This is a genomic window from Azospirillum thiophilum (genome assembly GCF_001305595.1).
Classification (GTDB): domain Bacteria; phylum Pseudomonadota; class Alphaproteobacteria; order Azospirillales; family Azospirillaceae; genus Azospirillum; species Azospirillum thiophilum.
Genome location: NZ_CP012401.1, coordinates 2,532,925 through 2,545,004 on the forward strand (window position 1 = coordinate 2,532,925; position 12,080 = coordinate 2,545,004).

At 66.0% G+C, this 12,080-nt stretch carries 11 protein-coding genes; 7 read left to right on the forward strand and 4 right to left on the reverse strand.

The features are described from left to right. The first annotated feature begins 38 nt into the window (after positions 1–38). From AL072_RS11730 to AL072_RS11755, 6 genes are all read left to right on the forward strand, one after another. Positions 39–512 (forward strand): MarR family winged helix-turn-helix transcriptional regulator, encoded by a 474-nt coding sequence (locus AL072_RS11730; protein WP_045580172.1) that lies wholly within the window; start codon positions 39–41, stop codon positions 510–512. Between the two features lie 262 nt (positions 513–774). After that, positions 775–2,067, forward strand: a complete 1,293-nt coding sequence (locus AL072_RS11735; protein ID WP_045580171.1) for a cation:proton antiporter — start codon at positions 775–777, stop codon at positions 2,065–2,067. Between the two features lie 210 nt (positions 2,068–2,277). Next, on the forward strand, positions 2,278–3,522 hold the full coding sequence (locus AL072_RS11740; RefSeq protein ID WP_045580170.1) for an ABC transporter substrate-binding protein: 1,245 nt from the start codon (positions 2,278–2,280) through the stop codon (positions 3,520–3,522). A gap of 128 nt (positions 3,523–3,650) precedes the next feature. Continuing rightward, a complete protein-coding gene (locus AL072_RS11745; RefSeq protein ID WP_045582273.1) occupies positions 3,651–4,538 on the forward strand; it encodes a branched-chain amino acid ABC transporter permease in 888 nt (295 codons plus the stop codon). A gap of 4 nt (positions 4,539–4,542) precedes the next feature. Then, a complete protein-coding gene (locus tag AL072_RS11750) occupies positions 4,543–5,553 on the forward strand; it encodes a branched-chain amino acid ABC transporter permease (RefSeq protein ID WP_082108773.1) in 1,011 nt (336 codons plus the stop codon). A 247-nt stretch (positions 5,554–5,800) separates the two neighbouring features. Next, positions 5,801–6,460 carry a phasin family protein gene (locus AL072_RS11755; RefSeq protein WP_045580169.1) on the forward strand — a complete coding sequence of 220 codons (660 nt, stop codon included), beginning with the start codon at positions 5,801–5,803 and terminating at the stop codon, positions 6,458–6,460. A gap of 81 nt (positions 6,461–6,541) precedes the next feature. On the opposite strand, the gene AL072_RS11760 is transcribed toward AL072_RS11755, so the two are convergent. Both AL072_RS11760 and AL072_RS11765 read right to left on the reverse strand, forming a co-directional pair. After that, positions 6,542–7,396, reverse strand: coding sequence for a 23S rRNA (adenine(2030)-N(6))-methyltransferase RlmJ (locus tag AL072_RS11760; RefSeq protein WP_045580168.1), 855 nt, complete (start codon positions 7,394–7,396; stop codon positions 6,542–6,544). A 96-nt stretch (positions 7,397–7,492) separates the two neighbouring features. Beyond that, positions 7,493–8,188, reverse strand: coding sequence for a transglycosylase SLT domain-containing protein (locus tag AL072_RS11765; protein ID WP_045580167.1), 696 nt, complete (start codon positions 8,186–8,188; stop codon positions 7,493–7,495). 764 nt (positions 8,189–8,952) lie between these two features. On the opposite strand from AL072_RS11765, the gene AL072_RS11770 reads away from it, so the two are divergent. Beyond that, on the forward strand, positions 8,953–10,131 hold the full coding sequence (locus tag AL072_RS11770) for a tetratricopeptide repeat protein (RefSeq protein ID WP_245636668.1): 1,179 nt from the start codon (positions 8,953–8,955) through the stop codon (positions 10,129–10,131). A 15-nt stretch (positions 10,132–10,146) separates the two neighbouring features. Here the strand turns inward: AL072_RS11770 and AL072_RS11775 are convergent, their stop codons facing one another. Further along, on the reverse strand, positions 10,147–11,670 hold the full coding sequence (locus tag AL072_RS11775) for a hypothetical protein (RefSeq protein WP_045580165.1): 1,524 nt from the start codon (positions 11,668–11,670) through the stop codon (positions 10,147–10,149). Between the two features lie 171 nt (positions 11,671–11,841). Continuing rightward, positions 11,842–12,066, reverse strand: a complete 225-nt coding sequence (locus AL072_RS11780; RefSeq protein ID WP_045580164.1) for an anti-sigma factor family protein — start codon at positions 12,064–12,066, stop codon at positions 11,842–11,844. Positions 12,067–12,080: the final 14 nt, after the last annotated feature.

Consider the following 12,080-nt stretch of genomic DNA (forward strand, 5'->3'; position numbering starts at 1 on the left):
GCGCGGGGAACGGCCGGTTAGAGCCAAAGGAGACCGCGGTGCGCAAACCTTATTATGAGAGCATCCTGTTGATTGAGCGGCTGCATCGCCACTTTCTTGAGGTGCTCAAGACCGAGCTGGACCGGCTTGGGATACAGGACATCAACAACGTTCAGAGCCTCATTCTGTACAACATCGGCGAAGACGAGATGACGGTCGGCGAACTTACCGCGCGCGGCTATTATCTTGGCTCCAACGTGTCCTACAACGTCAAGAAGATGGTCGAGAACGGCTATCTCGGCCAGGAGCGCTCCCCGCACGACCGCCGCTCCGTCCGTGTCCGCCTGTCGGAAAAGGGACTGGATCTGCGCGAGAAGATCAGCGTCATGTTCGAACGTCATCTGACCGCCCTGGAAAAGGCCGGTTTCAGCGACGAGGAACTGACAAAGGCCAACGAGACCCTGCGCAAGCTGGAACGCTTCTGGTCGGCGTCGCTCGACTACAGCGGCTTTCCGATGACCTCCGCGGCCTGACCGGCCGTACTTCAAGCCCCCGCGGTTACCGGCTCCCGCGGGCGGCAACAGGGCGCGGCTGCAAGGGCGAGAATCTCCTTCAGCTTCGCCTTACCGGTTCCGAACTCTCCCTTCGAACAGCATCTTTGCGAACCCTTCGACGCGCTGGCGTGTTGATCGGTAACTGCCCCCGGGGGACCTGCCCTCCTACGGCCGGCACATCGCAATGCAGCCTGTTGTGATGCCGGCTTGTCGTGCCGGGGCATCACGGGGATGGGCTTGCATGTCTTACATCGTCTTGCTGGTTGGGCTCGGGGTTCTGATACTGTTGGTAGCCTGGCTGCCGATGATGCTGAAGGAACTGCCGCTGTCACTGCCGATCATCTGTGTCGGCCTTGGATATGCGGCCTTCGCCGCCTTTCCGCTGGACAACCCCGAACCGCTGGCCTTTCCCGAAGCGACCGAGCGGCTGACCGAACTGATCGTCCTCGTCGCGCTGATGGGGGCCGGGCTCAAGCTGGACCGCCGCATCGGCTGGCGGCGTTGGATGGTCACCTGGCGGCTGCTGGCCGTCACCATGCCGCTGTCCATCCTGATGATCGCGCTGATAGGCTGGTACTGGTTGGATTTCCCGATATCGGCTTCGATCCTGCTGGGTGCGGCGCTGGCGCCGACCGATCCCGTGCTCGCCTCCGATATCCAGGTCGGGCCGCCGAAATCCGGCGAGGAGGACGAGATCCGCTTCAGCCTGACGTCGGAAGCCGGACTGAACGACGGACTCGCCTTTCCGTTCGTCCATGTGGCCATCGGGGTGGCTCTGCTGAATGGCAACCCGCCCTGGACCATGCTGCTGCATTGGGCCGCCCTGGATGTGGCGTGGAAGCTGGCGGCCGGTGTCGGCATGGGCTGGCTGGTCGGCAAGCTGCTGGCATTCGTCACCTTCCGCGTGCCGAATCGGGCCAACCTGTCGCGGACGGGCGACGGTTTCGTCTCGCTCGGCATCACGCTGATCGCCTATGGGGTGACGGAACTGGCAGGCGGCTACGGCTTCGTCGCCGTGTTCGTCGCAGCACTGTCACTGCGGGACGCGGAACGCAACAGCACGTATCACGAGCGGCTGCATGATTTCGTCGAACAGACCGAAAGGCTGTTGATGATGCTGATGCTGGTGCTGTTCGGCGGCACGCTGGCCCACGGCTTGCTCCATCCGGTGTCGTGGAGCACGGTCGGCGCCGCACTGGCGATCCTGTTCGTCGTGCGCCCGCTGGCCGGAATGGCGGGGTTGGCCGGGCTGGCGATGCCGGCGGGCGAAAAGCTGGCCATCGCCTTCTTCGGCATTCGCGGCATGGGCAGCTTTTATTACGTCGCCTATGCCCTGAATGCGGCGGAATTCGATGTGCCGAACGCCTTGTGGACGATGACCGGGTTGATCGTCCTGCTCTCGATTCTCGTCCATGGCATCACGGTGACCCCCGTCATGCGGCGAATCGACAGGCGTCGGCAGGCGGCGGCCCCGCTCTCCGCCCCCTCCATACACCCCCGAATGGAAAAAGCCGGCGTTTCGCCCGACCCTTGATGAAAATTGCTTGTTAAACTGAAAATCCGCTTCGCTTACAACAGGCTGCACCTGCATAGTGTTTGGCAAGGGGCGGCGCGCACGGCCAGACGGTTTCCGATGAAACCAAATGAACGGCCGGCGCGACCGTCCCGGGATCGCCGGCCGAACCGTTTCGGACCGGTCGCCCGGAACCACGCGCAACGCAACGCTGAGGGGAGGAATCCACGCATGATCGCACGTCTTCTGACCGGTGCCGCCCTGGCTGCCCTGACGGTCGGTGTCCTGTCCACCGCGCCTCTGTCGACCGGACAGGCCATGGCCCAGCAGGGCAAGCTGTCCGGGGAGGCGGTCAAGATCGGTGTGCTGAACGACCGCTCCGGTCTCTACGCCGATCTGGGCGGCGAGGGATCGGTCATCGCCGCGCGCATGGCCGCGGAGGAGTTCGGTAACAAGATCCTCGGCAAGCCCATCGAGATCATCTCGGCCGACCACCAGAACAAGCCCGACATCGGCGCCAACCTCGCCCGCCAATGGATCGATCAGGACGGTGTCGACGTCATCGTCGACGTGCCGAACTCCGGCGTGGCGCTGGCGGTCCAGGAGGTGACGAAGGAGAAGAAGAAGATCTTCCTGATGGAAGGTCCGGCCACTTCCCGGCTGACCGGCGACGCCTGCTCCCCCACCGGCTTCCATTGGCCCTACGACACCCGCGCGCTCGCGGTCGGAACCGGACAGGCCATGGTGAAGGAAGGCGGCGACAGCTGGTTCTTCATCACCGCCGACTATGCCTTCGGCCACCAGCTGGAGGCCGATACCTCGGTCGAGGTCAAGAAGGCTGGCGGCAAGGTGATGGGATCGGTGAAGGCGCCGCTGAACACCGCCGACTTCTCCTCCTTCCTGCTGCAGGCGCAATCGTCGGGCGCCAAGGTGGTCGGGCTGGCCAACGCCGGCGGCGACACCATCACCTCGATCAAGCAGGCGTCCGAGTTCGGCCTGACGCAGGGCGGCCAGCAGAAGCTGGCGGGCCTGCTGATCTTCCTGTCCGACGTGCATGCGCTAGGCTTGGCCGTCGCGCAGGATCTGGTGCTGACCACCGGCTTCTACTGGGATCGCGACGACGATACGCGCGCCTGGTCCAAGAAGTTCTTCGACCGCCACGGCAAGATGCCGACGATGGTGCAGGCCGGCAGCTATTCCGCCGTCCGCCATTACCTGAAGGCCATCGAGGCCGCCGGCACCGATGACGGGCCAACCGTCGCTGCCAAGATGAAGGAGATGCCGGTCAACGACATGTTTGCCAAGAACGGCACCATCCTGCCCAACGGCCGCATGGTCCATGACATGTATCTGGCCCGCGTGAAGAAGCCGGCCGAATCGAAAGGACCGTGGGACTACTATCAGATCCTGCGCACCATCCCCGGCAAGGAGGCCTTCGCAACCTTCGAGGAAAGCGGCTGCAAGCTGCCGAAGTGATGTGCCGCGTGATCTGTCGGGTGGCGTGACGGACTTTCGCAGTTCGACAGGGACCGGCATCCCCGCTGCGACAACGGCCGCAGGGCCGTGACGCCGCGGGGGTGCCGTCGGGGAGGCTAACGCTCATGATGGGAACGATTTTCGGCATTCCGCCCCAGGCGCTGTTCGGTCAGCTCCTGCTGGGGTTGATCAACGGATCGTTTTACGCGCTGCTCAGCCTGGGGCTGGCGGTGATCTTCGGCATGCTGAACGTCATCAACTTCGCCCACGGCGCGCTCTACATGATGGGTGCCTTCGTGGCGTGGCTGCTGCTGACCTATACCGGCATCGGCTATTGGTGGGCGTTGCTGCTGGCGCCGGTGATCGTCGGGCTGTTCGGGGTGGTGCTCGAAAAGACGCTGCTGTCGCGGCTGTACAAGCTCGACCATCTCTATGGGCTGCTGCTGACCTTCGGGGTGGCGCTGATCGTCGAGGGTGCCTTCCGCCACCAGTACGGAGTATCGGGCCAGCCCTATCCGATCCCCGACGCGCTGAAGGGCGGCAACAATCTGGGCTTCATGTTCCTGCCCAACTACCGCGGCTGGGTGGTGGTGGCGTCGCTGATCGTCTGCATCAGCACCTGGATCGCCATCGAAAAGACGAAGCTCGGCGCCTATCTGCGTGCCGCGACCGAGAATCCGGTGCTGGTCCAGGCCTTCGGCATCAACGTGCCACGCATGGTCACGCTCACCTATGCCTTCGGGGTGGCGCTGGCCGGGCTGGCCGGGGTGCTGGCAGCGCCGATCTACCAGGTGTCGCCGCTGATGGGCTCCAACCTGATCATCGTGGTGTTCGCGGTGGTGGTGATCGGTGGCATGGGGTCGATTTTGGGCGCGGTGTTGACCGGTTACGGTCTCGGCCTGTTGGAAGGGCTGACAAAGGTGTTCTATCCGGAGGCCTCGAACATCGTGGTCTTCGTCATCATGGCGGTGGTGCTGATGATCAAGCCCGCCGGCCTGTTCGGACGGGAAAGGTGACCGCATGAGCCTTCATTCGCAAAGCAGCGCCCGAACTCCCGCCAAGGCGTCAGCCGATGACCAGTCGCCGGCCGCCGGCACCGGAGCAATGGCAGCGCGGCTGGGGGCGGTGGCGGCTTTGGCGGTCCTGTTGGCGGCTCCCTTCTTCCTCTACCCGGTCTTCTTGATGAAGGTGCTGTGCTTCGCGCTGTTCGCCTGCGCCTTCAACCTGCTGATCGGCTTCGGCGGCCTGTTGAGCTTCGGACATGCCGCCTTCTTCGGCAGCGCCGCTTATGTCACCGCGCACACGGTGAAGGTCTGGGGTTTGTCGCCGGAGTTGGGCATCCTGTTGGGCACCGCGGCGGCTGCCGTTCTGGGGTTGGCCTTCGGCGGCATCGCCATCCGGCGCCAGGGCATCTATTTCGCCATGATCACGCTGGCCTTGAGCCAGATGGTGTTCTTCCTGGCGCTGCAGTTGCCCTTCACCCATGGCGAGGACGGTATCCAGGCGGTGCCGCGCGGCACGCTGTTCGGCGTCATCGACCTGAACGAGCCGATGGCGATGTATTATACGGTTCTGGGGGTGTTCCTGATCGGATTCGCCATCATCTGGCGCACAGTCCATTCGCCGTTCGGACAGGTGCTGAAGGCGATCCGCGAGAACGAACCGCGCGCCGTCTCGCTGGGGTATCGCACCGACCGTTACAAGCTGCTAGCCTTCGTGCTGTCGGCGACGCTCACCGGGCTGGCCGGCGGGACCAAGGCCATCGTGTTCCAATTGGCGACCCTGACCGACGTGACGTGGCAGATGTCGGGCGAGGTGGTGCTGATGACGCTGCTGGGTGGCATGGGCACGCTGTCCGGACCGGTGGTCGGGGCGGCACTGGTGGTGACGCTGGAAAACTATCTGGCGGCGACCAGCCTGCCGGTTCCGGTGGTGATCGGCTGCATCTTCATCGTCTGTGTCCTGCTGTTCCGCCGCGGCATCGCCGGCGAAATCCTTGCGCGCTTCGGGAAACAGAAGCGGAACGGATAAGCTGTGCAAATCAAAGGAGAAAGTGTTGCCAATGCAATATTACAGAACAATGTAACATAAAATACGGTTCCGGTTCACAACATCCCTACCTCGAAAGAAGGGGTGTGGTCCTGTTATTTTGCGCCCTGGAACGTTTTGCTTCTCGGATGTTATACCACTCAACGCGTGCGGCGGTGCAGCAAAATGACCGGCGCGGGTTTTGGGAAGAAACGTCCAACCGGACGAAAATATTCGAGGAGCATCCCGCATGGCTACCGACAAAGACCATACCACCACACGAGAAACCGCAGACCGGACGAAGGGCTCGGTCGAGGACATGACCCGCGCCGGGGAGGCCACCACCCGCCGGGCTGCCGATGCCGCCCGGTCGATCGGAGAGGACACGGCCGAGACCGGGCGCCGTGCCGCGGACGCGGGTGCGGAGACCGGCCGGAAGATACTGGGCGCCAGTGCCGAAATGGCCCGGCGCGGTGCCGATACAACGCAATCCGTGATGGGCACCGCCTCCGAGGTCGCGGGCCGCACATCGGAAAAATTGCAGCGGGCACTTGGCCTGTCGAAGGAAGCACAGGGCGAGGTCGCCAGCCAGACGCGCGAAACCATGGACGTGATGGTCCAGTGCGGCAGTGTTCTTGCCGATGGCTGGCAGAACGCGTGGCGCGAATGGATGGGGTTGGCGCAGGATGTCGCCACCCGCAACGCCGAAGGCATGAACGCCCTGTTGCGCAGCCGCAGCGTGCCCGATTTCTATGCGGTGCAGAGCCGCATGCTGAAGGACAACATGCAACTGGTGCTGGATCGAAGCATCAAGATCTCCGAAATGTCTGCACGCTCCGCCAACGATGCGGCGACCAAGCTGAACGCCCGCATCGAAGGTGCGGCGCAGCAGACCGAACGGCGGTTCTGAGCTGCCGGCATCAGTACTCGACGATCTCCATCCTGACCTGCCCCCGGCCCGCAAAGGCCGGGGGTTTTTTCCGTTTCCACTTCAAGCCGCTTCCGGCGTCAGCCAACTGACCGCGCTGCCGCCGCCGGTGGTGGGCAGGACGGCATGCAGGGCCGGCAGCATGGCGCGCAACGTCTCGTCCAGCCGCCAGGGCGCGTTGACGATCAGCAGGCCCGAGCCGTTCAGGCGCAGATGGGTGTCTTCCGGATGCCAGGTCAGTTCGGCGATCAGGATCTTCGGGATCCCGGTCTTCTCAACCGCGTCCTGGAACCGCCAGACGGCTGCCCGCTCCTTGATCGGATACCACAGGGCGAAGACGCCGGTAGGCCAGCGCCGATGCGCCAGTGCCAGCCCCTCCGCCATGCGTGCGAACTCGTCCGGCTGTTCGAAGGGCGGGTCGACCAGCACCAGCCCGCGCTTCTCCCGGGGCGGCAGATGGGCCTTCAGCGCCGTGTAGGCGTCGGTCTGGTGGACGGCGACGCTGCGGTCTCCGGCGAACTCGGCCTTCAGGCTGCGGGCATCGTCAGGGTGCAGTTCCACCAGGACCATCCGGTCCTGCGGGCGCAGGGCCGCACGGGCGATGTGGGGAGACCCGGGGTACCAGCGCAGCGCACCGTCCGGGTTCAGGGTCCGCACAGCATCCAGGTAGGGCGCCAGGGCCGGGTGGGGCGGAGGGTCGCCCTGCAGGCCGGCCCACAGACGGCCGATGCCCTCGTCGCTCTCCCCGGTCTTGCGGGCAGCTTCCGAGGTGAGGTCGTAACGGCCGATGCCGGCATGGGTGTCGAGCACGCAGAAGGGCGCGGGCTTGGCGCGCAGATGATCCAGGATCAGCGCCAGCACGGCATGCTTCATCACGTCGGCCGGGTTGCCGGCGTGAAAGATGTGACGGTAGTTCATGCGCCGGGGTTTACCCGATCACGGCACTCTGCGCCAGCATCTTGCCGGCGCGGCCAAACCTGTGCGATCGGGGATCGAGCCGGCCCGGAATGCGGCTCAGTTGATCGCGGCGACCTGCTGCGCATTGCGGAAGCTGCGGCGGGTGCGCGGGGCGACGCTGACGGGATCGGTGTCTTCGCAACGGGAGGAGGCGAGCAGCTTGGCGCTCTGCGCATCCAACTCAGAAAGGCTCTGCCAGATCTTGCAGACATAAGCCTGGGCGCGGCGGCCCGAACCACCATTGTAGCGCGCCAGCGCGGTCTTCCAGTTGCCTTCCTCACCATGGAAACGGATCAGGAGCTGGCCGGCGTAGAAGACGTTGTCGCGCGGCTCGACGATTCGCTCCAGCGGTTGGAACTCGCCGCGGTGGCTGGCGACCGACAGCTGCATACAGCCGACATAGGTGTTGGACCGAAGCTGGCCGCGATGGTCGCGCAGGTGGCGGGCCGCATCGCTGACGTTGCGGGCATAGTAGGGACGACCCTGCACGCTCATGGCGAAGGGGTGCGGAGCGCCGTCCTGGCCGCTTTCGATCAGGGCGATGGCGACCAGCATGCCGGACGGAATGCCCAGCTTCTGTTCTGCTTCCACCGCATGGGTGACGCAGCTTTCCTTGGAGAGAACGGGAGAGGCGGATTGGGCCTGGGCGGCGCCGGCCACGGTCATGGCGAACAACGGAGCCGTCAGCAGTCCGGCAGCCAGTGCGAAACGCCCACCCCCCGTGGCGCGTACGCGCTGATTTCGTGCCTGCATCCCAAATCTCCTTCTGCTGACGCCCCGTCCATTACGGCGGCTGTTTGACCCCCCGCGCGGGGCCGTTCTTCCGGTCACCGAGTCGCTTACGGCGACCGCCTCCTACCCAAGTGTTCTGCGCCTCCCGATCGGGCGCCGCGGTCACACTTCCAAAAATTTGATCCATCGTCAACCCGCTTGCTCCCTGGTAATACCACAGCTTTCGTCCGTCAGATGTCACCCCGGGCCGCCGGACGGAAGGAGTAGGCGCTTAGATGAGCCACATAAGCCCTTGAATTGCCACATTTGATGACGCAATCGATCGGGGTGGCCCAGTCGTCCGGCGCGCCCCTCCGGACACCCTACGAAAAATGGGCTAACGCGACCGCGTGTCGCCCGAATCACACGTCCAGAGGATTTTCACCACCCCCTTGCGCAACGCAGCATGTTGGGGCAGTAAACTCCGCCGTCCCATTTCCCCGGACCTTGGCCGGACCCGGGAGTCCGGGCCGCGAGCGATGCCGCAACGTCTCCCGGGATCGCCCCGACAGCGGCCGGATGGGAGCCTGCCGGTCCGGCGCCACCGCTTCGGCCCAAACCCGACGATAGAGGAATCCCATTTGCCAGCGGATCCGTCCTTCGGCGAAGCGTCGCCCGCTTCCCCTTCCGATCAACTGTTCCGGTACGGTTACGATCGGCTTTATGGTGGGGATTTCACAGCTGCCGCCGATGGATTCCGCAGGACGGCCGCCATCGTTCCGGACAATGGCGAGGCCTGGGCGGCGTTGGCCGATGCCAATGGCGGCTCCGGCGCCTTGGGGCGTAGTGCCGCCGCCTGGCGGTGCGCCGTCACCCTGGAGCCAGGGAACTGGACCTGGCGGCTGATGCTGGCCGAGGCCTTGCGGCAGTGCGGCGAAATCCCTGCCGCACTTGCGTTCCATACACAGTTGGTGGCCGAGCGCAGCGATTCGGCGCAAGCCCGACTCGGGCTCGCCCGCTGCCTGACCGCACTCGGGCGGATGGATGAGGCGCTGGACGAGTTCCGGGAGGCGGTTGCCCTGCGTCCAGACGACCGTGACGCGGTCCTGGCCCTGGCGGAGGCGCTGACCGCATGCGGCGATGCCCTGGCCGCGGTGGAGCTGCTCCAACCGCTGGCACACCGCTTCGAGGACGACGCCGCGGTCCATCATGCGCTTGGCCGCGGCTGGCTGGCGCTGCGGGAACCAGCTAAGGCCCTGGCGGCGCTGCGCCGTGCGCGTGACGGGGCCGAAGGCGACGAGGCCGCCGCCATAGAACGGCTGGTCGCGGCGTTGGAGGCCGGGGAGGGGGCCGACCTGTCGGCCGCCTATGTCCGCGCCCTGTTCGACCGCTATGCCGACCGATTCGACCAGGATCTCGTCGGCAAGCTCGGATATGCGGCGCCGGAGTTGCTGCGCGGGGCGGTGGACCGCGTCCTGCCGGAAGCGGCGGGCCTGCGGATCCTCGATCTCGGCTGCGGCACCGGGCTGGCCGGCGTCAGCTTCAAGCCGCTGGCCGGGCATCTGGCCGGCGTCGACCTGTCGCCGCGCATGGTGGAAAAGGCGCGGCAGCGCGGGCTCTATGACGAACTCGGCGTCGGCGACGTGGTGGAGGCGATGGAGCGGACGCCCGGCGCCTGGGACCTGCTGGTCGCCGCCGACGTGCTGGTCTACATCGGCGATCTCGTCCCGGTCTTCGCGGCGGCGGCCTCCGCCCTGCCGCCGGGGGGCCTCTTCGCCGCCACGGTGGAGCGGTTGCCGACGGAGTCGGCCGAACCCTTCGCGCTCGGAGCGACACGCCGCTATGCCCATGCGGAGACCTATGTCAGGGCCGCTGCGGTGACGGCAGGCTTCTCGGTCCGCCTGATCGAGCCCTGTACCCCGCGCCGGGAAAAGGGAGTGCCCGTCGACGGGCTGCTGTTCGTGATGGAGCGCGCCTCACTGTAACCAAACAGGGGGCAATCAAATGGCTTGTGCGTAGTGACCGGGGTCGCCCGGCAGGCACCAGCGCGCATGCAACTGGCCCTTGCCGTCGAAGGCGCAGGCGATCCATCCCGGCCCCTGCAACAGCGTCCGCCCGCCCTCGGCGAAAATCGGCAACTCGAAGCGGTGGGCGGGCGTCCGGCCGGACCGGGCCGCCATTGCCGCCAGACGCGCCCGCCAGCGGAGTCGCCAATCGGGGTGGACATCGCCGGTGAAGCGGGGGGCATAGAGCTGCCACATCTCCAGCCCGCCGCCGCGCAGTACGCCGCGCCCCGCGCTTCCGGCCAGCCCGCGCGAGGCGATGGTGATGCGGCAGCCGCTGCGCCGGGAGAAGTCGGCCAGCATATGGACCAGCCGGTCCCGGTCGGCATGACGCCCCGCAACGGCCCATCGGGTGCTCCAGGCAGTGCCCGGCCGGCCCCCCAAAAGGCGGCCCAGCCGCTGCCACAGGCCGGCGGGCCGGCTGTCGGAGGGGTCGGACACGGCGCCTGCGGGCATCAGCAGCGGTCCGCCGCTGACCAGGATCAGGTGACGGCAGCTGGAAAAACGGTCCAGCCAGTCCGGCAGCAGGCTCCAGTCGCGGTCCGACAGCAGGTGCCGGCGGCTGCGGTCGCTCCACAGATCGAGCGCCAGCAGGCCGACCTCGCCGACGACAAATCCCTGCGACAGCGTTCCGCCGGCGGCTCCCCATAGGCAATCGGGTGGCGAATCGGCAACCGAGGCGGTCTGGAACAGCTGGATCTGCCGCCGCGCCGCCGCAATCAGCGGCCACAGACTGCGCGACGCGGCATCGCCATCCTCCCGACCGCTCCAGGCGCCGGCCAGAAGGCGCCCGAGGTCGGCGCGATCCCACATCATCACCGACGGGATGGACGCCAGCGCATCCGCCGCGGCCGCACCGCTCCAGAACTGCAGCATGCGCTCAAAGCCGGCATTCATCAGTTCTTCCGTCAGACCGGGCCGAGGCGGGCCCAGCCGGTGGACGGCGGCCAACAGTCCGGCGGCCTGGGGAGCGTCGGCCAGCACCGCGTCCCCATCGGTCTGCCCGCCGGCCTGGACCAGCAGATGGTAACGGTCGGCGGCATGGCGGGAGACGAGGTCCGGCCATAGGGATGGGGGCTGGGGCGGGGCCGGGATTGACGCGCCGCCGGGCGACTCCAGCGCTATCATTCCGCTTCCATACAGAATGGCCATTCGTGGGAATGAATAACGACCCGGAACAATTATTGTCCAGCGCGGTCCGTCGGGAAACCCATAGGTGACGTCGGTGTCGCGCATGCCGCGCGGCACGGCGAAGTCGAAGCGCCAGACATGGCGGCGGCGCCATACGGTCAAATGGCGCGGCGGAACGGGGAGGGTGACGCCGTCCACCCGCAGATCGTCCGGTTCGACCTCGCCATCCAGCACGAACAACGCCGACAGCCACCAGCGGTCGCGTTGTTCACCGCGAAAATACAGGATGGGGCCGAGCAGGATGCTCGGCTCCGCTCGTCTGCGCGCCATGGTCCATCCGTCCGATCCGGGCCTTCACCAAAAGAAAGGCGGTACCGCATCCCATAGCGCAAGGGGCTGCCGGAGGGAGAAAAAAATAAAGCAGCCGGTCAATCGGCGATCGACCGATCCACGGCCAGCCGGTTTCCCGGCCCGTCCATGGATCGCCCGGCAACGCCCGGATCAACCGTTCCGTTTACGCAACAATTCCAGCATGCGGGAAGGAACCTCCTCGCTCAGCACCGGATCGTACAGGCGATGGAGTTCCTCCACATGCTGCCGGTGCTGAACGAGCAGCGCCCTGGCATCGGGGTCGCTCTGCACCACGCTCTCGAATTCCGCACGCTCCTGCTCATCCAGGGCGCCGTCCAGATAGGCGTTTATATCGGTCATCGTCACACGCTTCATCTCTGTCGTTCCCG